The sequence below is a fragment of the Cryocola sp. 340MFSha3.1 genome, assembly GCF_000383315.1.
Classification (GTDB): Bacteria; Actinomycetota; Actinomycetes; order Actinomycetales; family Microbacteriaceae; genus Leifsonia.
This window is the reverse complement of record NZ_KB911088.1, coordinates 1,538,857-1,560,703: the sequence shown is the minus strand read 5'-3', so window position 1 is coordinate 1,560,703 and position 21,847 is coordinate 1,538,857. Positions and strand designations below refer to the sequence as shown.

The following is a 21,847-nucleotide window of genomic DNA, read 5'->3' as shown; positions in this document are numbered from 1 at the left end:
AGCACGTCAGGTCAGCCCGGCCACCAGGTTCACCGTCGCCGCGACGATGACCGTCCCGAACAGGTACGACAGCAGGGTGTGCCGGAGCACCGTCGCCCGGATGTACGCGTTCTGGATGTTCGTGTCGGAGACCTGGAACGTCATCCCGAGCGTGAATGCCAGGTAGGCGAAGTCGCTGTAGCGCGGCGGCTCCTTCTGGTTGAAGTCGATGCCGCCGCCGGTGCGGTAGAAGATGCGGGCGTACCGGAGCGCGTAGACGGTGTGCACCAGCGTCCACGAGAGCGCGACGCTGACGACGGCCAGCAGCGCGACTCCGAGCTGAGCTCCGCCCTTGAGAGTTTTCGCATCGACCAGGATGTACACGACGGCGACGACGCTCGCCAGCGACGCCAGGAGGAGCACCAGATCGGTGGTCCGCCTGCCCGGATCCTCGAGGGTGGCGTGGTCTTTCGTGGAGGTGCCGTCGAGCCGCCAGACCGACAGCCACACCCAGGCGATGTAGACGATGCAGGCGGCCGCCCAGCCCGCGATGATCGCGTAATGCCAGGCGTTCAGCAGCCCGACGGCCACGGCGACCACGACGCCGGCGGCGACGGCGGTCGTCATCTTCGCGCGGGTCCGGCCGCGGCCCTTGTGCAGATCGTCGGTCACACTCCGGATGTTCGCACACGCCGCCTGAGCGCGCCGGGAAGCAGCGCCGGTACGATCGATGTCGTGACGTCAGCAGCCCACTCCGCCTCCGCTCTCCGGCCCTCCTCTCTGGCCGACCTCGACACCGCCGCGCTCCGCGAGGCGCACTCCGCGTTCGCCCGCGCGTACGACGACCTGAAGGCCGCCGGCCTGAAGCTCGACCTCACGCGCGGCAAGCCGTCGGCCGAGCAGCTGGACCTCTCGAACGACCTGCTGCACCTGCCCGATGGCCGCTATCGGGATGCGGCGGGCACCGACCTGCGCAACTACGGCGGCGCGGCGGGGCTGCCCGAGCTCCGTGCGATCTTCGCGGACGCGCTCCGCGTGCCGGTCGAGCAGCTGCTCGCGCTCGGCAACTCCAGCCTGACCCTCATGCACGACACCGTCATGTTCGCCCTGCTGCACGGCGTTCCGGGCGGCGAGCTGCCGTGGGCCGGCCGCCCGATCAGCTTCCTGGCACCCGTCCCGGGCTACGACCGGCACTTCACCATCGCCGAGCGTCTCGGCATCCGGCTCATCCCGGTGCCGTCCGACGACAACGGCCCGGACATCGATGCGGTCGCGTCGCTGCTGGAGACGGATGACAGCATCCGCGGCATGTTCTGCGTCCCGGTGTACTCGAACCCGACCGGCGCCGTGTACTCGGAGGAGGTCGTGCGGGCGCTCGTGTCGCTGCCCGCCGCCGACGACTTCCGGTTGATCTGGGACAACGCGTACGCCGTCCACCACCTCACCGACGAACGTCCAGAGCCGATCGACGTGCTCGCCCTCGCCGCGGAGGCCGGCAACCCGGACCGCCCGCTCGTGTTCGCCTCCACCTCCAAGGTCACCTACCCGGGCGCGGGCGTCTCGTTCTTCGGCGCCTCCCCCGCGAACATCGAGTGGATGCGGCACAACCTGTCGGCGCAGAGCATCGGCCCCGACAAGCTCAACCAGCTGCGGCATGCCGAGCTGTTGCGCGATGCGGACGGCCTGGCGGCGCACATGGAGAAGCACCGCGCCATCCTGGAGCCGAAGTTCGCCGCCGTCGACGCGGCCTTCCGCGAGCGGCTCGCACCGTGGGGCGGCGGCACCTGGACGGCACCGCGCGGTGGGTACTTCGTGAGCCTCGACGTGATCGACGGCGCCGCGAAGCGCGCCGTGCAGCTCGCCAAGGAGGCCGGGATCGCGGTCACGCCCGCCGGGGCGACGTTCCCGTACGGCGACGACCCGCGCGACGCGAACATCCGCATCGCCCCGACGTTCCCGCCGCTCGACGAGCTGACGGCCGCGCTCGACGGGCTCTGCACGGCGATCCTCCTCGCCGAGGCGGAGACCCTGCTGTCCGCGCGGGACTGACCAGCGTGGCCGGCTGGACGGTCCGCGCCAGCACGGAGGACGACTGGCAGGCGTACCGCGCGCTGCGGTTCGAGATGCTCGAGGATGCGCCGATCGCGTTCCTGGAGACGCTCGAGCAGGCGCGCGCGCACCCCGACGAGCATTGGCGGAGGCGCGCGGCGAACACGTCGTCGACGAGCCGGCTGTTCGCCGCGGTCGCGGATGACGGCCGGTGGCTCGGCAGCATGGGCGGATTCCAGTCCGCGCCGTCGCGGGAGCCGTACCTGGTCGGCGTGTACGTGTCGCCGGCGTGGCGGGGCCGGGGCCACGGCATGACGGACGCCCTGCTGGATGCGGTGATCGACTGGGCGCGCGGGCGCGGCAGCCGCCTGCTGCTGGAGGTGCACGAGGACAACGAGCCCGCCATCCGCTCGTACCTCCGCCGCGGCTTCACCTTCACCGGCCGCACGCAGCCGTATCCGCTCGACCGCACCGCCGACGAGCGCGAGATGCAGCTCCCCCTGACCGACGACTCCCCCACGTCCCCCAGCGCCGGCTCCTGAGTTTTTCGCGTTCCCGACGGCGTGTCGGGCGAAAAACTCAGGAGCTGATGGCGTGGATGCGGTCAGACCTCGCCGAAGCCGGTGTCGACGAGGTCGGCGAGAGCGTCCACCGCGGTGCGACCGTCGGGGTCGTCGGACGAGATGCGCGCGGTGGAGCCCGCGGTGAGCCCGAGCGACATGATGCCGAGGAGGCTCTTCGCGTCCTTGCCGTTGACGGTCACCTTCACCGGGAAGGTGTTCGCGAGCTTCACGAACTCCGCGGCAGGGCGGGCGTGAAGCCCCTCCGGGTTGCGCACGAGCACCTCGCGCTCGTACGGGCCGGCGGTCTCGGTTACCACTGGCTCGGCCGCTTCGGCCGGAGTGGATGCGGCCGCCGGCTCGCCGCCGGACCTCCCGGCCCACGCATCCACCGCACCCTCCGCGGCAGCGACGACCTCGTCGAGACTCCCGCCGGACTCCGCGGCGACCGCCGCAGCGACACCGCCCTCGACGAACGGCACGTCCACGACCCGCACGCGAGACCGCTGCGCCTCGTCGAGCATGTCCAGCACCGTCTCCGCGGTGAGCAGAGCAGAGCCGAGGTCGCTGATCACCACGACACCATCGCCGCCGTCGGCCTCCGACACGGCGGACATCACCTTCGTGAAGCTGGTGCCGATCCCGTCGTCGTCGGTTCCGCCCGCCGCGACCAGCCGCACCGAGCCCGCCATCTGACCGGCGAGCTGCACCATCCCCGCGGCGATCTGGGAGCTGTGCGAGACGAAGACGACGCCGACCTTCCCGGTCATCCGGCCGCCTCGGCGGTCTGGGCCGCTGCGCGCAGCAGCAGCGCCGTCGACTGGGCGCCCGGGTCGCGGTGCCCGGCCGACCGCTCGCCGAGGTAGCTCGCGCGGCCCTTCCGGGCGACGAGCGGCTCGGTCGCCTCCGCGCCCTTCTCGGCGGCCTCCGCGGCAGCCGCCAGGATGCCCGCGGCCGAAGCCCCGGACTCCTGGGCGGCCGCAGCGGCGTCCACCGCGGGCGTCCATGCGTCGATCATGGTCTTGTCGCCGGGTTCGGCCTTTCCGCGGGACACAATGCCGTCGCGCGCGGCCGCCAGGGCCGCGACGAGCGCCTTCTCATCGATCGCGGCGGCGTCGCCCACGGGGTCGGCCGCCTTCAGGAACGCCGTGCCGTAGAGCGGACCGGACGCACCCCCCACCGTCGAGATCAGGGTCATGGCGACCGACCGCAGCGCCGCGTTCGGCGTGGTGTCGTCCGGCAGCTTCTCCAGGGCGATGACCGATGCGTGCAGCCCGCGGTCCATGTTCTCGCCATGGTCGCCGTCGCCGATCTCCCGGTCGAGAGTGTTCAGCTCCTGCTTGTGCTCGCCGATGGATGCCGCCGCGGCGGCGATCCACTGCCTCACCCAGTTCGTGTCCAGCGTCATCGACGCCTCCTCCTCGTTGTCGTTCCGGCTTCCTACAGGCCCCAGCGCAGAGCCGCGGTGTGGACGGGGGCGTCCCACAGCTGCGTCAGCTCGTCGTCCAGCTTGAGGAGCGAGATGGATGCGCCCTGCATCTCGAGCGACGTGACGTAGTTGCCGACGAGGGAGCGGCTGAGGGTGATGCCGCGCTCGTCGAGCACCTCGGCCGCCCGCCGGAACAGGATGTACAGCTCCGACAGCGGCGTGCCGCCCATGCCGTTGACGAACAGCAGCACCTGCGAGCCGTCGAACGAGAGGTCGGTGAGCACCGCATCCATCATCCGGTCGACCAGGCGGTCCGCCGGCTCCAGCTTGATGCGCTCGCGACCCGGCTCGCCGTGGATGCCCACGCCGAACTCGATCTCGTCCTCCGGGAGCACGAAACCGGGCTCTCCGGCGTGCGGCACCGTGCCGTCGGTCAATGCCAGGCCGATCGAGCGCACATTCGCGTTGACGCGCTCCGCGATGGCCGTGACCCCGTCGAGGTCGTCACCGCGGTCCGCGGCGGCTCCGGCGATCTTCTCGACCAGGACAGTGCCCGCGACACCGCGCCGGCCCGCCGTGTACAGGGAGTCCTGCACGGCGACATCGTCGTTGGTCACCACGGAGCGGACCGTGATGCCCTCCGCCGCCACCAGGTCGGCCGCCGTCTCGAAGTTGAGCACGTCGCCCGTGTAGTTCTTGACGATGTGGAGCACGCCGGCGCCGCCGTCGGCGGCCTTGGTGGCCTCCACGATCGGCATGGGCGTCGGCGAGGTGAACACCTCGCCCGGCACCGCGGCATCGAGCATCCCCTTGCCGACGAAGCCGGCGTGGAGGGGCTCGTGACCACTGCCACCGCCGCTGACCAGGCCGACTTTCCCCTGCACCGGGCCATCGGCCCGGGAGACGAAGCGCGGATCCTGGGACACCGTGACGATGTCCGCGTGTGCCCGGCCGAACCCCGCGAGGGACTCGGCCACGACGTCGGGTACGTCGTTGATGAGCTTCTTCATCGAAACCCTTCCTTCCATTCCAGTGGAATGCTCCACTTTGTCAGTGCGTCGCCGCCACCCACTCGTCGAGCTTCGCGGCCGCAGCCCCGGAGTCGATCGCTCGAGCAGCGACCGCCATTTGCGAACGGAACCGATCCAGGATGGATTCCTGAACCCTCGACGGGTCGGACGCGAGCTCGAAGGAAACGAGCCCGGCCGCCGCGTTGAGCAGGACGATGTCGCGCACGGGGCCTTCTTCGCCCGCGAGCACGGCACGCACGACCGCCGCGTTGTACGCGGCGTCCTTCCCGAGCAGGTCGTCGATCCGCGCGCGGGGGATGCCCAGATCGCGCGGGTCGATGTCGTGCTCGGTGACGAGGCCTCTCGAGACCTCCCAGACGTGGCTGTGACCGGTGGTCGACAGCTCGTCGAGCCCGTCGTCTCCGCGGAAGACCAGCGCGGTCGCGCCGCGGGTCTGGAACACGCCGACGATGAGCGGGATGCGGTCGAGCGTCGCGACGCCGACCGCGGACGCCTCGGGGCGCGCCGGGTTGCACAGCGGTCCGAGGTAGTTGAAGACGGTGGGGACGCCCAGCTGGGCGCGGACGGGACCGGCGTGGCCGAACCCGGGGTGGAACGCGCTGGCGAAGGCGAACGTGATGCCGACCTTCTTCAGCACCTCGGCGACGCGGTCGGCGGGGAGTGTGAGGTCGATGCCGAGGGCGGCCAGCACATCCGAGGAGCCGGACGACGAGCTCGCGGCGCGGTTCCCGTGCTTGATGACGGGGACACCGGCGGCCGCCGCGACGATCGACGCGGTCGTCGACACGTTAACGGTGCCGAAGCGGTCGCCGCCCGTTCCGACGATGTCGAGCGCCATCGGATCCACCACCAGCGGCACGGCGTGGTCCAGGATCGCGTCGCGGAACCCGACGATCTCATCCACCGTCTCGCCCTTGGCGCGCAATGCGATGAGGAATGCCGCCAGCTGGGCGTCGGTCGCCTCGCCGGTCATCACCTGGTCCATGGCCCAGGCTGCGTCCGCCACGCTCATGTGCTCCCCCGCCAGGAGAGACGTCAGCACGGACGACCAGGACTGCGTGTGGACCATGAAGCGATCCTATCGGCGGGCGACACGCCACGGCGATAGCGGCCGCTGGACGCCTGGTAAGGCTGTCCTAACCGGAAATCCGGTCGATTCACGCCCCTCAGGTGGGAAAACCAAGGGTTCTTTTCAGCCATAATGGGTTACGTGACGAGCACCTCCATTTCTCCCTCAGCGAGTGCGCCGGCGATCAACCGGCCCAATGTCGTGGCCGTCGGCACGATCGTCTGGCTCGGCTCGGAGGTGATGTTCTTCGCGGGGCTCTTCGCGATCTACTTCACCCTCAAGTCGACGTCGCCCGATCTGTGGGCCGCCGAGACGCAGCACCTCAACATCCCGTACGCGGCGACCAACACGCTGATCCTGGTGCTCAGCTCGGTCACCTGCCAGTTCGGCGTCTTCGCCGCTGAGCGCATGCAGCCGCGCCGCACGGGCGGTCTGCTGCAGTTCTGGCGCTGGGGCATGGTCGAGTGGTTCACGCTGACCTACCTCATGGGCGCGGTCTTCGTCTCCGGCCAGGTGCTCGAGTACGCGACCCTCGTCTCCGAGGGCATCTCCCTCAGCTCCAACGCCTACGGATCGGCGTTCTACCTGACGACGGGCTTCCACGCCCTCCACGTCACGGGCGGCCTCATCGCCTTCCTCCTCGTGATCGGCCGCGCGTTCGCGGTCAAGATCTTCGGCCACAAGGAGGCGACGAGCGCCATCGTCGTCTCGTACTACTGGCACTTCGTCGACGTCGTGTGGATCGGACTGTTCGCGGTCATCTACATCATCCGATAGGAAACAGGAGCGTTCTTCACCCCATGCGTCCGAAAAACCCCCGCCCGGCCACCCAGCCTCGCACGGGCAAGCCCGCCCGCAAGGCCGGCCGTCGACACCCTCTGGCCACCGTCGCGCTGCTCGCGATCGGCCTCGGGCTGACCGGCGGCGCGTACGCCGCGTTCACGACGACCACCGCGTCCGCCGACGAGCCGCAGGTGGCCGCCGCCAGCCAGAACTCGGTCGACGAGGGCAAGAAGCTCTTCCAGGCCAACTGCGCCACCTGCCACGGGCTCGACGCCCAGGGCAGCTCGGTGGCCCCGAGCCTGATCGGCGTCGGCGCCGCCGCCGTCGACTTCCAGGTCGGCACCGGCCGCATGCCCATGCAGATGCAGGGCCCGCAGGCGCAGGAGAAGCCGGTCCAGTTCACCGACGACCAGGTCAAGGCACTCGCCGACTACGTCGCGTCCCTCGCCCCCGGGCCGTCCATCCCCGAGCAGAAGTACCTCGACGGGAAGGGCGACGCGGCCCACGGCGCCGAGCTGTTCCGCATCAACTGCGCCATGTGCCACAACGTGGCCGGCGCGGGTGGAGCGCTCACCGAGGGCAAGTACGCCCCGCCGCTCACCGGCGTCAGCGCCGAGCACATCTACGAGGCCATGGTCACCGGCCCGCAGAACATGCCGGTCTTCAACGACCTGAACATCACGCCGCAGGGCAAGGCCGACATCATCACGTACCTGAAGTACATCCAGAACAACCCGTCCCCGGGCGGCTTCGAGCTGGGCAACCTCGGCCCGGTCGCCGAGGGCCTGTTCCTCTGGATCTTCGGTCTGGGCGCCATCGTCGCCCTCACCGTGTGGATCACGGCCAAGTCCAACTAGTCGGCCCGCACAGGCACGAACCACAGCGTAAGAAGGAGAGCAATGGCACAGGACGAGAACGGCGGTCGCGAGCTGACGCCCGCCAGTTCGTCTGAGGCGCACCGCACCGGCGACCCCGGGACGGCGGTGATCATCCGCGACGCCGTCGAGAACCCCGGCTTCCCGCCTCACCGCCCGCGCGTCACCGACCTCGACCCGCGGAAGGAACGGCGCGCCGAGCGCACCGTCTACACGCTGTTCTACCTGTCGATCGCGGGCTCGGTCTGGGCGGTCGCCGCCTACCTCGCCTTCCCGATCGTCGACGGCGACCCCGGCTCGGTCCGCCTGAACAACCTGTTCATCGGCATCGGAGGGGCGCTCGCGCTCCTCGCGATCGGCATCGGCGCCGTCCACTGGGGCAAGGCGCTCATGCACGAGAAGGAGGGCGTCGACCTCCGCCACCCGGTGCGCGGCAGCGAGGCGACCACCGAGCGCGCCGCGGAGATCTTCCGCCAGGCCGACGAGGAGTCCGGCTTCAGCCGACGCACGCTCGTGCGCAACAGCCTCATCGGCGCGCTGATCGCGTTCCCGCTGCCCGCCGTCGTCCTGTTCCGCGGCCTCGCGCCCGAGAACGAGGACCCGGTCGAGCTGCTCTCGAACACGATGTGGGCGAAGGGGGTCCGCCTCACCCGCGACCCAACCGGAACCCCGATCAAGGCCTCGGATGTGACCCTCGGGAGCGCGTTCCACGTGATCCCGGAAGGCCTCAACGAGTCGGAGAACATGCTGGAGGAGAAGGCCAAGGCGGCCGTGCTCCTCATGCGCCTCAAGCCCGAGGACCTGCACGTGTCCAAGGGCCGTGAGAACTGGAACTACGACGGCATCGTCGCCTACTCCAAGATCTGCACGCACGTCGGGTGCCCGGTGGCGCTCTACGAGCAGCAGACCCACCACCTGCTCTGCCCGTGCCACCAGTCGCAGTTCGACATCACGCACGAAGCGCAGGTCATCTTCGGACCGGCGAAGCGGCCGCTGCCGCAGCTGCCGATCACCGTCGACGCCGATGGCTACCTGGTCGCCCGCAGCGACTTCACCGAGCCCGTCGGCCCAAGCTTCTGGGAGCGCCATTGAGCACCACGACCGCCGCACCCGCGGCAACGACGACGGCCAAGAAGGGTGGCTTCACGGCGGCAGCCGCGAACTACCTCGAAGACCGCACCAGCATCTCAGGGGCCGTCAAGGAGTTCGGTCGCAAGATCTTCCCCGACCACTGGTCGTTCCTCCTCGGTGAGGTCGCGCTCTACAGCTTCATCGTCATCCTGCTGTCCGGCACGTTCCTGACGTTCTTCTTCCAGGCGTCGATGGCCGAGGTCACCTACAACGGCTCGTACGTGCCGCTGAAGGGCATCGAGATGTCCTCGGCGATGCAGAGCACACTGAACATCTCGTTCGAGGTGCGCGGCGGTCTGCTTGTCCGTCAGATCCACCACTGGGCGGCTCTGCTGTTCGTGGCGTCCATCGGCCTGCACATGCTCCGCATCTTCTTCACGGGCGCGTTCCGCAAGCCGCGTGAGCTGAACTGGGTGATCGGCTTCGTGCTGTTCATCCTGGCGATGGCCGAGGGCTTCACGGGCTACTCGCTCCCGGACGACCTGCTCTCGGGCAACGGCCTCCGCATCATCGACGGCCTCATCAAGGGCCTTCCGGTGGTCGGAACGTGGATCTCGTTCCTGCTCTTCGGCGGCGAGTTCCCGGGCACGGCGATCGTCGGGCGCCTCTATACGCTGCACATCCTGCTTCTGCCCGCGTTCGTCGTGGCGTTCATCGCGCTGCACCTGATGTTCGTGGTCATCCACAAGCACACGCAGTACGCGGCTCCCGGTCGCACCCAGGGCAACGTCGTCGGCTACCCGGTCCTCCCGGTGTACGCGGCGAAGGCCGGTGGATTCTTCTTCATCGTCTTCGGTGTCCTGGTGCTGATGGCCTCGCTGTTCACGATCAACCCGATCTGGAACTACGGCCCGTACGACCCCTCCCCGGTGTCGGCCGGTACCCAGCCGGACTGGTACATCGGCTTCGCGGACGGCGCCCTGCGTCTGGTCCCGCCGGGCTGGGAGTTCGTGTGGCTCGACCGCACCTGGTCGTTCAACATCATCATCCCGGTGGCGATCCTCGGTCTGTTCATCGTGACCGTCATGATCTACCCGTTCCTCGAGTCGTGGATCACCGGCGACAAGCGTGAGCACCACATCCTGGACCGCCCGCGCAACGCGGCCACCCGCACCGCCATCGGCGCTGCCGGTGTCACGTTCTACGCGGTCTTCTGGGCAGCGGCGAGCTCTGACATCATCGCGACGCACTTCAAGCTGACGATGGAGGGTGTCATCCACACCCTGCAGGCGCTGCTGTTCGTCGGTCCTGTCGTCGCGTACGTCGTGACGAAGCGCGTCTGCCTGGCGCTGCAGAAGAAGGACCGCTCGATCGCGCTCCACGGCTACGAGAGCGGCCGCATCGTGAAGCTGCCCGGTGGCGAGTTCATCGAGGTGCACGAGCAGCTGAGCGACTACGAGCGCTGGCGTCTGGTGTCGTTCGAGTCCTACGAGCCGCTGATGCTGCGTCCGAACCGTCGGGGCAAGATCACGGCGGCGAACCGCATGCGCGCTGGCCTGTCCCGCTGGTTCTTCGAGGACCGCATCGTTCCGCCGACCCGGAACGAGCTCGAGTCGGGTCACGACCACCACTGAGGCCCGCCTCCGTCGGAAGCGCCGGTGCGTTCATTCGCGCCGGCGCTTTCGTGTTCCCGCCCGTTGTTCCCGTTCCTTGACCGAGGGGCTGCCGATGTCCGCTGATCCGTCCCGCCTCTCGACCTGGCTGCGCTGCCCCGCCTGCGAGGCCGACCTGGAGCCGGTCGACCGCCTCACACTCGGTTGTGTCAACGGGCACCGTCACGACGTGAACAAGCGCGGCTACGTCTCGCTTCTGGGCGGAGGCACCAAACACCTGGGCGACACCGCCGAGATGCTGGATGCGCGCGACCTGGTGCTCGAAGGCGGCGCCTACTCCCCCATCGCCGACGCCGTGGCGGCCTCTGCCGTCGGGACGCGCGTGCTGGATGCGGGCGCCGGGACCGGCCACTACCTCCGCGCGGCTCTGTCGGCCCTGCCGGATGCCCTGGGGCTCGCCATGGACCTGTCCCCGCAGGCGGTCGCTCGCGCCGTGCGGTCCTCGGACCGGATGGACGGCCTCGTCGCCGACACCTGGCGTCCGCTGCCCGTGCGCTCGGACACGGCCGACACCGTGCTCGACGTGTTCGCCCCGCGCAACCTCCCGGAGTTCCACCGCGTCCTGCGTTCCGGCGGAACCCTCGTGGTGGTGGTCCCCCGCGCCGACCACCTCGGCTCGCTGCGCGCCGCGGGGACCATGCTCGACATCCCCTCCGATAAGGCGGACGACGTGATCGCCGCCGCAGAGCCGCTGTACGCCCTTCTGGCGCGCGAACCGGTCGCATATGACCTGGCGCTCGCGCCGTCTTTGCGCGAGGCTCTGGCGGGCATGGGGCCTTCGGCCCGTCATGCGGCCGCGGGCGCTGCCGTTCCGGCCGACGTCGACGCCACGCGCGTCTCCGTCGACGTCCTCCGCTTCACCCGCCGCTGAAGCCGCCTGCCTCGCCTTCACCCTGAAGGCCCCGTCCTCAGCACCTGGTGGACGCAACACGCCGTCCAGGGCGTCGCAGCCACGGCGTGTTGCGTCCACTGGGTGGAGCAGGCCGCGCCCGGCGGCCACCTCCGCCCCGGCCGGAGCACGAGACCAGCCCGCGCGGGACATCATCCGTGGGTCGCAACACGCCGTTACGGCTGCGGGATAACGGCGTGTTGCGTCCCACAGAGCGACAAACGCGGGCCACACTGCGACTCGCGTCTCACGTGCGCAGGGCGCCAGGCGGGACGACGCGACGCCGCACTCGTGCGCAGCGCCAGTTAGAGGCGCAACCCTCGTTGCCCACGACCGCGCCATCCCTGGGTCGCAACACGCCGTTATGCCGGCGGGATAACGGCGTGTTGCGTCCCGCGCGCGAGGAGTGCGCGTCACACACGCTGAGTGCCCACGTCCGTGTCATCCCTGGGTCGTGACACGCCGCTATGCCGGCGGGATAACGGCGTGTCACGTCCCACACGCGAGGAGTGTGCCACACACTCTGAGTGCCCGCGACCGCGCCATCCCTGGGTCGCAACACGCCGTTTGGGCAGGGGGGTAACGGCGTGTTGCGTCCCACACGCGAGGAGTGTGCCACACACGCTGAGTGCCCGCGACCGCGCCATCCCTGGGTCGCAACACGCCGTTTGGGCAGGGGGATAACGGCGTGTTGCGTCCCACACGCGAGGAGTGCGCGCCACACACGCCGAGTGCCCACGTCCGTGTCATCCGGGGGTCGCAACACGCCGTTATAGCGGCGGGATAACGGCGTGTTGCGTCCCATAGACAACGTGCTCGGACACGCAGCGAGGGCCGCCTCCCGTGGGAGACGGCCCTCAACAGGCGCGGACGGCGCGCTCAGCGCGCGAAGTAGCCGCGGTAGTACTCGTAGACCCAGCCGACGATGCAGACCAGGGCGAAGGCGACGCCGATGTAGCAGATCCAGAAACCGACGGCGAGGCCCAGGACGACCAGGCCCGCGCCGAACGCGAGGGCGACCGGCCACCAGCTCCACGGGCTGAAGTGACCCAGCTCGGGGTCACCGTCGTCGATGTTCGCGTCGAGACGGTCCTCCGGCAGCTCCCCGCCCTGCGAGGCGTGGGAGCGGCCGACATAGAACGCGATGAACGCGGCGAGGATCGCACCGAGCAGCATGCCGATGGTGCCGACCCACTCGACGTTGCGGTGGGACTGGTCGAGCAGGTTCCACAGCGTATAGACGACCGCCGAGAGCAGGAAGAAGATCGACAGGATCCAGAACAGGATGGCATTGGCGCGCATGGGTTACTTCACCTCGTCGTTCGCGACATCGTGCACAGGGGCGTCGGGGGCGTCCTTCGCGGGACCCACACCGATCGGGATGCCCGCCTCGGGGTGGTTCAGGTCGAACGCCGGCGACTCCGAACGGATGCGCGGGATCGACGTGAAGTTGTGCCGCGGCGGCGGGCAGCTGGTCGCCCACTCGAGCGAACGGCCGTAGCCCCACGGGTCGTTGACCGTGACCTTGGGCGCGTTGCGCGCGGTCAGGTACACGTTCACGAAGAACGGGATCATCGAGATCGCCAGGATGCCGGCGCCGATCGACGAGACCTGGTTCATCCAGGTGAAGCCGTCCGACGGCAGGTAGGTGGCGTACCGGCGCGGCATGCCCACGACTCCCAGCCAGTGCTGGATGAGGAAGGTCGTGTGGAAGCCGATGAACAGCAGCCAGAAGTGCCACTTGCCCAGCCGGTCGTTGAGCATCTTGCCCGTCCACTTGGGCCACCAGAAGTAGAAGCCGGCGAACATGGCGAACACGACCGTTCCGAAGACCACGTAGTGGAAGTGCGCGACGACGAAGTACGTGTCGGACACGTGGAAGTCGAGCGGCGGCGACGCAAGGATGACGCCGGTCAGACCACCGAAGGTGAACGTGATCAGGAAGCCGATCGACCAGAGCATCGGCGACTCGAACGTGAGCGACCCGCGCCACATCGTGCCGATCCAGTTGAAGATCTTCACACCGGTCGGGACGGCGATGAGCATCGTCATCAGCGAGAACCACGGCAGCAGCACCGAGCCGGTGACGTACATGTGGTGCGCCCACACCGTCACGGACAGGGCGGCGATCGCGATCGTCGCGTACACCAGCGTCTTGTATCCGAAGATCGGCTTCCGGCTGAACACCGGGAAGATCTCGGACACGATGCCGAAGAACGGCAGAGCGATGATGTACACCTCGGGATGGCCGAAGAACCAGAACAAGTGCTGCCAGAGCAGGGCTCCGCCGTTCGCCGCGTCGTAGATGTGCGCGTCGAACACGCGGTCGGCCGCGAGGGCGAAGAGGGCGGCGGCGAGCACCGGGAAGGCCATCAGCACGAGGATCGACGTCACCAGGGTGTTCCAGGTGAAGATCGGCATGCGGAACATGGTCATGCCCGGGGCACGCATCGTGATGATCGTGGTGATGAAGTTCACCGCGCCGAGGATGGTGCCGAAGCCCGACAGACCGAGGCCGAGCACCCAGAGATTGCCGCCGATTCCTGGCGAGAACGTCGTGCTCGAGAGCGGTGCGTAGGCGAACCAGCCGAAGGACGCTGCGCCCTGCGGGGTGAGGAAGCCGGCGACCGCGATCAGCGAACCGAACGAGTAGAACCAGTACGCCAGCGCGTTCAGACGCGGGAACGCCACGTCGGGTGCGCCGATCTGCAGCGGCATGAGCACGTTGGCGAAACCGGCGAAGAGCGGCGTCGCGAACATGAGCAGCATGATCGTGCCGTGCATGGTGAACAGCTGGTTGTACTGCTCCTTGGTGGCGACCACCTGCAGGCCCGGCTCGAACAACTGGGCACGGATGATCAGCGCCATCACGCCGCCGATGAGGAAGTACACGAACGACGAGACCAGGTACATGTACCCGATGGTCTTGTGGTCCGTCGACGTGATGTAGTTCACGAGGATGTTGCCCTTGCGCTCCACACCGTTCGCGGTGAGGAACGTGGGCGCTGGCTTGGGGGCGGTGGTCGCTCCCGGTGCCGGTGCTGTCGTCGTCATCTGTGCGTCCTACTCGTTGCCCTGCGGGGCGCCCGTTCCGGGCAGGTTCTGGTTGCGGTCGTACTCGGAGCCCAGCTGACCCTCGTAGCCCTGGGCGCGGAGGCTCTTGATGTGTGCGTCGTACTCGGACTGCGGGACGATCTTCACGTTGAAGAGCATCGCGGAGTGGTACTCGCCGCAGAGCTCGGCGCACTTGCCGACGAAGGTGCCCGTGCGGTCGGTCGTCTCGAAGTACATGTAGTTGGTCTTGCCCGGGATGACGTCCTTCTTGTAGAGCATCGCCGGCACCCAGAAGGAGTGGATCACGTCGCGCGAGTCGAGCTGGATCGTGATCTTCTTGTTCTCGGGGAGGTACAGGGTCGGGACTTCGCCCTCCTGGACCGATCCGGGGGTGGCGCTGTTGTCATCCGGCTGGACCTGGATTCCCGGGTCGTAGACGTTGTCGCTGACGTAGTTGAAGTCCCATGCCCACTGCTTGGCGTAGACCTGGATCTTGACGTCCGGGTTCGCGTAGGGCTGCTCGATGGCGTTCTGGTCGCGCGCGGTGAAGGCGAAGAAGCCGAGCACCAGGATGAGCGGCACGATCGTGTAGAAGATCTCGATCGGCATGTTGTAGCGCAGCTGCACGGGGAGGCCGGTCTGGCCCTTCCGGCGGCGGTACACGATGACCGCCCAGAGCGTGAGGCCCCAGACGACGATGCCGACGATGAGCAGGACGATCCAGCTGGTCACCCAGAGGCCGCTGATGCGGTCGGTGTGGTTCGTGACGGGCGGCTCGCCCTCGACGAAGCCCGGGAGGAATCCGTGCAGCTGAGCCTGCGTGCAGCCCGCGAGTGCCACGACGAGCGTCGCGGCGATCGGGATGGCAGCCCATCGGAGACGGCGATTGTGACGCACCGGTGACCTTTCGAGTGACTACTGGACAGTTCACATGCAACTGTATGTGGCTGTGTCTACCCTACTCCGACTGACACCCTGATCCGAACAAAAGGGCCGCCCTGTGGAGGGCGGCCCGATGTGTTTCTCTGTGCTATATGAGGCTCAGTGGAAGGAGTCTCCGCACGCGCAGGAACCGGTCGCGTTGGGGTTGTCGATCGTGAAGCCCTGCTTCTGGATCGTGTCCTCGAAGTCGATCGACGCACCGTCGAGGTACGGGACGCTCATCTTGTCGACGATGACCTCCACTCCGTCGAAATCGACGGTCGCGTCCCCGTCGAGCATGCGCTCGTCGAAGTACAGCTGGTAGATCAGACCCGAGCATCCGCCGGGCTGGACGGCGACGCGCAGACGCAGGTCGTCGCGGCCCTCCTGCTCGAGCAGGCTCCTGACCTTGGATGCCGCGGCGTCGGTCAGGCCGACTCCGTGGGCCTTGGTCGCGGTCAGCGTTGTGTCGGTCATGGGACTCCTCACGAAGGTGAAACGGGACTTCGGAACGAAATCTGCGTCGATTGTACGTCGCCGAACTGGAAATTCGGCAGAGCGCGGGATCTGCTCAGGATGCGGTGCGCCCGTTGAGCCGCGAGAGCAGGAGCGCCTCGGTCAGCACGGCGCGCTTGAACACGCCCAGGTGCAGCGACTCGTTGGGGCTGTGAGCCCGCGTGTCCGGGTCCTCGACGCCGGTCACGAGGATCTGCGCGGCCGGGAACTCGCGGACGAGATCGGCGATGAACGGGATGGAGCCGCCGACGCCGGTCTCGACCGCTTCGGCGCCCCAGGCGTCGGTCATCGCGCGCTTCGCCTCGGTCGCCGCCCATCCGTCGGTGTCGACGAGGAACGGGTCGCCGAGGTCGACGTCGTCGATCGCGATGTGCGCGCCGAACGGCGCGTGCGCCCGCAGGTGGCGTTCGAGCGCCTCGTACGCCTCGCGAGCGGGCTGGCCGGGTGCGACGCGGGAGCTGATCCGCACGGCGACGCTGGGCAGCAGGGTGTTGGATGCGTTGGCCACGCTGGGCGCGTCGATGCCGGTGACGGTGATGGTCGGCTGCGACCACATCCGCGACAGGATCGGCCCGCGGCCGACGCTGGTGACGCCGGGCAGGAACGCCGCGTCCTCCGCGAGCTGCTCCTCCGTGAACGCCGGCGGCTCGGCCGCGGCGTCGTACGAGGTGAGCCCCTCGACGGCCACCGCCCCATCGTCGTCGTGCAGGGTGGCGAGCAGCTTGACCATGGCGAGCATCGCATCCGGTGCCGCTCCCCCGTACATGCCCGAGTGGGACGCGTGCTCCAGGGTCGAGACGGTGAGCCGGAACGTCACGTTGCCGCGCAGCGACACGGTCAGCGCGGGAGTGTTCACGTCGACGTTGTCGGAGTCGGCGACCACGATGACGTCCGCAGCGAGGGCCGCGGTGTTCTGCTGCAGGAAGTTCGCGAACGAGCGCGAGCCGAACTCCTCCTCCCCCTCGATGAAGACGGCGAGACCGACCTCCAGGTCGTCGCCCAGCACATCGCGCAGGGCGCGGACGCTCGCGACGTGGGTCATCACGCCGGCCTTGTCGTCGGCGGCGCCGCGGCCGTAGAGGCGGTCACCGCGCACGGTCGGCTCGAACGGCGGCGTGTCCCAGTTCGCCTCGTCGCCCTCGGGCTGGACGTCGTGGTGCGCGTAGAGGAGCACGGTCGGGCGGCCGTTCTTCGCGGCCCGTGTCGCCAGCACGGCCGGCTGCCCGAGCGCGTCGCCGTCGCCGATCGGCGCCTGCTTGATCTCGACGCTGTCGAACATCCCCGTGTCCGTCAGAAGCGCGGCGACGGCTTCGGCGCTGCGGCGCACGTTCTGCGGGTCGAACGCGGACCACGACACCGAGGGGATGCGGACGAGCTGCGAGAGGTCGGCGACGGCCGACGGCAACCCCGCCTCGACCGCGGCGCGGACCTCCGCCTCGACGCCGGGGGTCGCTCCGCCCGACGCATCGTCGGCGGCCGCGGGAACTGGGGTCTGCTGGCTGTCTGTCATGCGGGTAATCTTAAGCGGACCCCACAAGCGAAGGCTCGAAGTTGGCGAAACGACAGAATGCGGCAAGCGAGGCGGAGACGCCCGTCGCCGAGACCCCCGAAGAGACGGCTGCCCGGCTGAAGCAGGGCAAGGGCGCACCGACGCCCTCGCGCCGCCAGCAGGAGGCCGCCCGCAAGCGCCCGCTGGTGCCGACGGACCGCAAGGAGGCGGCACGCGTCGCCCGGCAGAAGCAGGCGGAGGCACGCGAGAAGGCGCGCATCGGCATGGCGGCCGGCGACGACCGCTATCTGACCGCTCGCGACCGCGGACCGCAGCGCCGGTACGTGCGCGATTACGTCGACGCCCGGTTCTCGATCGGCGAGTTCCTCATCCCGGTGATGCTGATCGTCATCATCCTGACCTTCCTGCCGTGGCCGGAGATGCAGGTCTACGGCCTGTTCGCGCTCTGGGGCTTCTTCCTGATCGCGGTGATCGACTGCTTCGTGCTCGGTTTCCTGGTGCGCAAGCGCATCGGCGCCAAGTTCGGCACGACGAAGGTGGAGCGCGGCCTGCGCTGGTACGCCGCGATGCGCGCACTGCAACTGCGGGTCATGCGCCTGCCGAAGCCGCAGGTCAAGCGCGGCCAGTTCCCGAGCTGACGTGGCGATCGTCGCGGCGGCGGACGGCTCCGCCCTCGGCAATCCCGGCCCGGCCGGCTGGGCCTGGTACGTGGACGACGACCACTGGTCCGCGGGCGGCTGGCCGCACGGCACCAACAACCAGGGCGAGCTCATGGCGGTCATCGACCTGCTGGAGACGACCGCCCACCTCGGCGACGACCTGCACATCTTCTGCGACAGCCAGTACGTGATCAACGCGGTGACCAAGTGGATGCCGGGCTGGAAGCGCAAGGGATGGCGCAAAGCCGACGGCGCTCCGGTGCTGAACCGCGAGCTGTTGGAGCGTCTCGACCGTGCCCTGCAGGGCCGCAGCTATCGCTTCGAGTGGGTCAAGGGCCACGCGGGCCACGAGCTCAACGAAGCGGCGGACGAGCGTGCTCGCGCCGTCGCGCTCGCGTATCAGAAGGGCGATCCCATCCCGATCGGTCCGGGCTGGCCGGGTCGCGCGGCCGCCGTGGAGGAGCCGGCTCCGGCACCCGCGGCAGCGGCGCCCGCGACTGCACCGGCTGCTGCCGCTGCAGCCGCCGCACCCGCCCCCGCGCAGGACGCCTCTCTCGAGCTCGACCTCTTCGCCGACCTCGCGGCCGACGAGACGGACGAGCAGGTCGTCGCGCGACTGGAGCGCGAGTTGCTGGAGCCCGCGGTTCGCTCGGACGCATCCCGCCTCGCCGAGCTGCTGCATCCCTCGTTCGAGGAGATCGGGCGCTCCGGCCGGCTCTGGGGTCGGGATGCGATCATCTCCGAGCTGGCCGTCGAAGACGACCAGGCGGCCGCCATGGAGGTGCTCGCGGTCGACCGCGTCGCCTCGGAGACGCTGCTGCTCACCGCACGGACGACGGATGCCCGCGGGGCGACCCTGCGCAGCTCGCTGTGGGTGCGCAGCTCCGGACGCTGGCGCCTACGCTTCCACCAGGGCACGCCGGAGGCGTAGCAGCCCCCGGTTGATCTGCCGGGCCCAGAGCGGGCCGCGGTAGAGGAACGCGGTGTAACCCTGCACGAGCGTGGCCCCGGCATCCAGCCGCTCCTGCACGTCCTCCGCGGTGTCGACGCCTCCGACGGAGATGACGCAGAGCTCGGCGGGCACGACGGCCCGGATGAGTCGCAGCACCTCCAGGGAGCGTGCGGCGAGCGGGGCGCCGCTGAGGCCGCCCGCCCCGGCCGCCTCGACGACGGAGGGATCGGTGCGGAGCCCGTCGCGCGAGATCGTGGTGTTGGTGGCGATGATGCCCGCGAGCCCGAGCTCCACGGCGAGGCGCGCGATGCGCTCGACCTGCTCGTCGGTGAGGTCGGGGGCGATCTTGACCAGGAGCGGCGTCGTACCGGCGACATCCTTGACGGTGGTGAGGAGCGGGCCGAGCAGTTCGAGCTCCTGCAGACCGCGGAGGCCGGGGGTGTTCGGGGAGCTGACGTTGACCACCAGGTAGTCGGCGACCGGTGCGAGCGCGCGGGCGCTGGTGAGATAGTCCTCCGTCGCGTCCTCGACGGCGACGACCCGCGACTTGCCGATGTTCACGCCGAGCACGGGACGCCGGGATGCGCGTCGCACGCGGAGCAGCCGGTTGGCAGCGGCACCGGCGCCGTGGTTGTTGAAGCCCATCCGGTTGATGACCGCACGGTCCGGGATGAGACGGAACAGCCGCGGCTTGTCGTTGCCGGGCTGCGGCCGCGCGGTGATCGTGCCGACCTCGACGTGGCCGAAACCGAGTGCGCCGAGACCGAGCACGCCCTCGCCGTCTTTGTCGAAGCCGGCGGCGACGCCGAACGGCGAGTCGAACCGCAGACCGAGCGTCTCGACGGCGAGCGACGAATCTGGGGCCGTGAAGCGCCGGGCCAGCCCGCCGAGCCCGACGGCCGGGAGGGCGCGGATCACCACGAAGGCGAGGTGATGGGCCCGCTCGGGGTCGAGTCGGGACAGGACGAGGTCGAAGAGTGCGCGATACATGCCGGTAAGAGAATACCTGGCTTAGTCGACCTGCACCGGCTCCGCGTGGTGCGCCAGCCGCAGCGAGCGGATGGCCTCCTCGAAGTCGTCGAGCGAGTCGAAGCCCTGGTAGACGCTCGCGAAGCGCAGGTACGCCACCTCGTCGAGCTCGCGCAGCTCCGGAAGGATCGCCAGGCCGATGTCGTTGGCCTCGATCTGCGACGCACCCGTCGAGCGGATGGTCTCTTCCACCTTCTGCGCCAGCACGGCGAGATCGGAGTCGGTCACCGGCCGGCCCTGGCAGGCCTTGCGGACGCCGAGCACGATCTTCTCGCGGCTGAACGGCTCCGCCACCCCGCTGCGCTTGATCACGCTGAGGCTCGCCGTCTCCGTCGTCGAGAAACGACGGCCGCACTCCGGGCACTGCCGGCGGCGGCGGATGGACAGCCCGTCGTCGCTCGTCCGAGAGTCGATGACGCGGGAGTCCGGGTGACGGCAGAAGGGGCAGAACATGGAGGGATTCTATCGCTCAGCGGGTGCGGAACCGCTGGGTGACCGCTTCGCCGTGCGCGGGCAGGTCTTCCGCCGTCGACAGGGCGACGATCCGGTCGGCGACCTCCTGCAGAGCCTCGCGGTCGTACTGCACGACCTGCTGCGGGCGGAGGAAGGAGTACGCGCCGAGTCCCGACGAGAACCGCGCCTGACCGCCGGTCGGCAGCACGTGGTTCGACCCCGCCAGGTAGTCGCCGAGGCTCACCGGCGACGTCGGCCCGAGGAAGATGGCGCCGGCGTTGCGGATGGAGGCGAGGAGCTCCTGCGGGTCGGCGGTCTGGAGTTCGAGGTGCTCCGGGCCGTAGGCGTTGCTGAACGCGGCCGCAGCGGCCAGGTCATCCACGAGCACCACCGCGGACTGCGGGCCGCCGAGCGCGGTGCGCACCCGCTCGCTGTGCTTGGTGGCGCCGGCCAGCGCATCCAGCTCGGCCACGACTCGCTCGGCGAACGCCGGGCTGTCGGTGACCAGCAGGGATGCGGCGGCCTCGTCGTGCTCGGCCTGCGACACGAGGTCTGCCGCGACGTAGGCGGGGTCCGCCGTGTCGTCGGCGATCACGAGGATCTCGGTGGTTCCGGCCTCGGAGTCGATGCCCGCCTGACCGCGCACCACACGCTTCGCGGCGGCGACGTAGATGTTGCCCGGGCCGGTGATGACCTGGACCGGGTCGAGCCCGACCTCTTCGACGCCGTACGCCAGCGCGCCGATCGCACCCGCGCCTCCCATCGCGTACACCTCGTCGATGCCGAGGAGGCCCGCCGCGCCGAGGATGACCGGGTGGACCGCTCCCCCGAACTCGCGCTGCGGAGGGCTCGCGAGGGCGACGGAGGCGACGCCGGCGATCTGCGCCGGCACGGCGTTCATGACCACGCTCGACGGGTACACGGCCTTTCCGCCCGGCACGTAGAGTCCGGCACGCTCGACCGGCTCCCAGCGCTGCACGATGGAGGCGCCCGGGCGGATGACGGTCTCGGTCGGCGGCGGGACCTGCGCGGCCGTCGCCTCGCGCACGCGGGCGATCGCCTCCTCCAGCGCCTCTCGGACGTCGGCGGGAAGCGCCTTGACTGCCGCATCGATCTCGGCCTGAGGAACACGGACGGAGGCCGGGGCCGCGCCGTCGAAACGCTCGGCCTGCTCGGCGAGGGCGGCGACGCCGCGATGGCGCACGTCGTCGATCAGCTCGGAGGCGACCGACATCGCCACCTGCACGTCCACGACGGGACGGGGCACGAGTCGCTGGAAGGCGGCGCGAGTAGGCTGGACACCGCGGAGGTCGATGGTCTGGATCATGGCCCATCCACCTTATCC

General features: G+C 69.4%; 22 protein-coding genes. 9 read left to right on the top strand and 13 right to left on the bottom strand.

What is annotated here, in order from left to right; all coding sequences use genetic code 11:
- Positions 1–6: 6 nt before the first annotated feature.
- Entirely contained in the window at positions 7–606 is a 600-nt protein-coding gene (locus H284_RS0118555) for a DUF1345 domain-containing protein (RefSeq protein ID WP_020077391.1), read from the bottom strand.
- Positions 607–714: 108 nt separating this feature from the next.
- Between H284_RS0118555 and H284_RS0118550 the strand changes: the two genes are divergently transcribed.
- Positions 715–2,028, top strand: a complete 1,314-nt coding sequence (locus tag H284_RS0118550) for an aspartate aminotransferase type Ic (protein ID WP_155885519.1) — start codon at positions 715–717, stop codon at positions 2,026–2,028.
- Between the two features lie 5 nt (positions 2,029–2,033).
- Positions 2,034–2,570, top strand: a complete 537-nt coding sequence (locus H284_RS0118545; protein WP_020077389.1) for a GNAT family N-acetyltransferase — start codon at positions 2,034–2,036, stop codon at positions 2,568–2,570.
- A 62-nt stretch (positions 2,571–2,632) separates the two neighbouring features.
- On the opposite strand, the gene dhaM is transcribed toward H284_RS0118545, so the two are convergent.
- From dhaM to trpD, 4 genes are read right to left on the bottom strand one after another with little or no spacing between them, the layout of a single operon-like run.
- Positions 2,633–3,358: a dihydroxyacetone kinase phosphoryl donor subunit DhaM gene (dhaM, locus tag H284_RS0118540; protein ID WP_018191335.1), complete on the bottom strand. Its 726-nt coding sequence runs from the start codon at positions 3,356–3,358 to the stop codon at positions 2,633–2,635.
- Positions 3,355–3,996, bottom strand: coding sequence for a dihydroxyacetone kinase subunit DhaL (dhaL, locus tag H284_RS0118535; RefSeq protein ID WP_020077388.1), 642 nt, complete (start codon positions 3,994–3,996; stop codon positions 3,355–3,357). The genes dhaM and dhaL overlap by 4 nt, the downstream gene beginning before the upstream one ends.
- 32 nt (positions 3,997–4,028) lie before the next feature.
- On the bottom strand, positions 4,029–5,027 hold the full coding sequence (dhaK, locus tag H284_RS0118530; RefSeq protein ID WP_020077387.1) for a dihydroxyacetone kinase subunit DhaK: 999 nt from the start codon (positions 5,025–5,027) through the stop codon (positions 4,029–4,031).
- 40 nt (positions 5,028–5,067) lie between these two features.
- Positions 5,068–6,117 (bottom strand): anthranilate phosphoribosyltransferase, encoded by a 1,050-nt coding sequence (gene trpD, locus H284_RS0118525; RefSeq protein WP_018191338.1) that lies wholly within the window; start codon positions 6,115–6,117, stop codon positions 5,068–5,070.
- A gap of 132 nt (positions 6,118–6,249) precedes the next feature.
- On the opposite strand from trpD, the gene ctaE reads away from it, so the two are divergent.
- The 5 genes from ctaE to H284_RS0118500 all read left to right on the top strand — a co-directional run bounded on the left by ctaE (position 6,250) and on the right by H284_RS0118500 (position 11,390).
- Positions 6,250–6,894, top strand: coding sequence for an aa3-type cytochrome oxidase subunit III (gene ctaE, locus H284_RS0118520; protein ID WP_026307206.1), 645 nt, complete (start codon positions 6,250–6,252; stop codon positions 6,892–6,894).
- 23 nt (positions 6,895–6,917) lie between these two features.
- The gene (gene qcrC, locus H284_RS0118515; RefSeq protein ID WP_018191340.1) at positions 6,918–7,757 is read left to right on the top strand and encodes a cytochrome bc1 complex diheme cytochrome c subunit; all 840 of its coding nucleotides are present in this window, start codon (positions 6,918–6,920) and stop codon (positions 7,755–7,757) included.
- A 42-nt stretch (positions 7,758–7,799) separates the two neighbouring features.
- Positions 7,800–8,867: a cytochrome bc1 complex Rieske iron-sulfur subunit gene (qcrA, locus tag H284_RS0118510; protein WP_018191341.1), complete on the top strand. Its 1,068-nt coding sequence runs from the start codon at positions 7,800–7,802 to the stop codon at positions 8,865–8,867.
- A complete protein-coding gene (gene qcrB / locus H284_RS0118505; RefSeq protein WP_018191342.1) occupies positions 8,864–10,480 on the top strand; it encodes a cytochrome bc1 complex cytochrome b subunit in 1,617 nt (538 codons plus the stop codon). The genes qcrA and qcrB overlap by 4 nt, the downstream gene beginning before the upstream one ends.
- Before the next feature lie 94 nt (positions 10,481–10,574).
- Positions 10,575–11,390 (top strand): methyltransferase domain-containing protein, encoded by an 816-nt coding sequence (locus H284_RS0118500; RefSeq protein WP_020077386.1) that lies wholly within the window; start codon positions 10,575–10,577, stop codon positions 11,388–11,390.
- 897 nt (positions 11,391–12,287) lie between these two features.
- Here H284_RS0118500 and H284_RS0118495 read toward each other — a convergent pair.
- The 5 genes from H284_RS0118495 to H284_RS0118475 form a co-directional block, all read right to left on the bottom strand.
- On the bottom strand, positions 12,288–12,710 hold the full coding sequence (locus H284_RS0118495; RefSeq protein WP_018191344.1) for a cytochrome c oxidase subunit 4: 423 nt from the start codon (positions 12,708–12,710) through the stop codon (positions 12,288–12,290).
- Between the two features lie 3 nt (positions 12,711–12,713).
- Positions 12,714–14,462 (bottom strand): aa3-type cytochrome oxidase subunit I, encoded by a 1,749-nt coding sequence (ctaD, locus tag H284_RS0118490; protein WP_018191345.1) that lies wholly within the window; start codon positions 14,460–14,462, stop codon positions 12,714–12,716.
- 9 nt (positions 14,463–14,471) lie between these two features.
- A complete protein-coding gene (ctaC, locus tag H284_RS0118485; RefSeq protein ID WP_018191346.1) occupies positions 14,472–15,359 on the bottom strand; it encodes an aa3-type cytochrome oxidase subunit II in 888 nt (295 codons plus the stop codon).
- A 144-nt stretch (positions 15,360–15,503) separates the two neighbouring features.
- Positions 15,504–15,860, bottom strand: a complete 357-nt coding sequence (erpA, locus tag H284_RS0118480) for an iron-sulfur cluster insertion protein ErpA (RefSeq protein WP_018191347.1) — start codon at positions 15,858–15,860, stop codon at positions 15,504–15,506.
- A 94-nt stretch (positions 15,861–15,954) separates the two neighbouring features.
- Entirely contained in the window at positions 15,955–17,409 is a 1,455-nt protein-coding gene (locus H284_RS0118475; RefSeq protein WP_020077385.1) for a dipeptidase, read from the bottom strand.
- Positions 17,410–17,450: 41 nt separating this feature from the next.
- Between H284_RS0118475 and H284_RS0118470 the strand changes: the two genes are divergently transcribed.
- Positions 17,451–18,047 (top strand): DUF3043 domain-containing protein, encoded by a 597-nt coding sequence (locus H284_RS0118470; protein ID WP_018191349.1) that lies wholly within the window; start codon positions 17,451–17,453, stop codon positions 18,045–18,047.
- Between the two features lies 1 nt (position 18,048).
- On the top strand, positions 18,049–18,999 hold the full coding sequence (locus H284_RS0118465) for a ribonuclease HI family protein (RefSeq protein WP_020077384.1): 951 nt from the start codon (positions 18,049–18,051) through the stop codon (positions 18,997–18,999).
- Here the strand turns inward: H284_RS0118465 and H284_RS0118460 are convergent.
- The 3 genes from H284_RS0118460 to hisD are packed head-to-tail and all read right to left on the bottom strand — an operon-like array spanning position 18,967 to position 21,829.
- Positions 18,967–20,010 (bottom strand): quinone-dependent dihydroorotate dehydrogenase, encoded by a 1,044-nt coding sequence (locus H284_RS0118460; RefSeq protein ID WP_020077383.1) that lies wholly within the window; start codon positions 20,008–20,010, stop codon positions 18,967–18,969. The genes H284_RS0118465 and H284_RS0118460 overlap by 33 nt on opposite strands.
- A gap of 21 nt (positions 20,011–20,031) precedes the next feature.
- Positions 20,032–20,502 carry a transcriptional regulator NrdR gene (nrdR, locus tag H284_RS0118455; RefSeq protein WP_018191352.1) on the bottom strand — a complete coding sequence of 157 codons (471 nt, stop codon included), beginning with the start codon at positions 20,500–20,502 and terminating at the stop codon, positions 20,032–20,034.
- Between the two features lie 16 nt (positions 20,503–20,518).
- Positions 20,519–21,829, bottom strand: coding sequence for a histidinol dehydrogenase (gene hisD, locus H284_RS0118450; protein WP_020077382.1), 1,311 nt, complete (start codon positions 21,827–21,829; stop codon positions 20,519–20,521).
- Positions 21,830–21,847 lie beyond the last annotated feature (18 nt).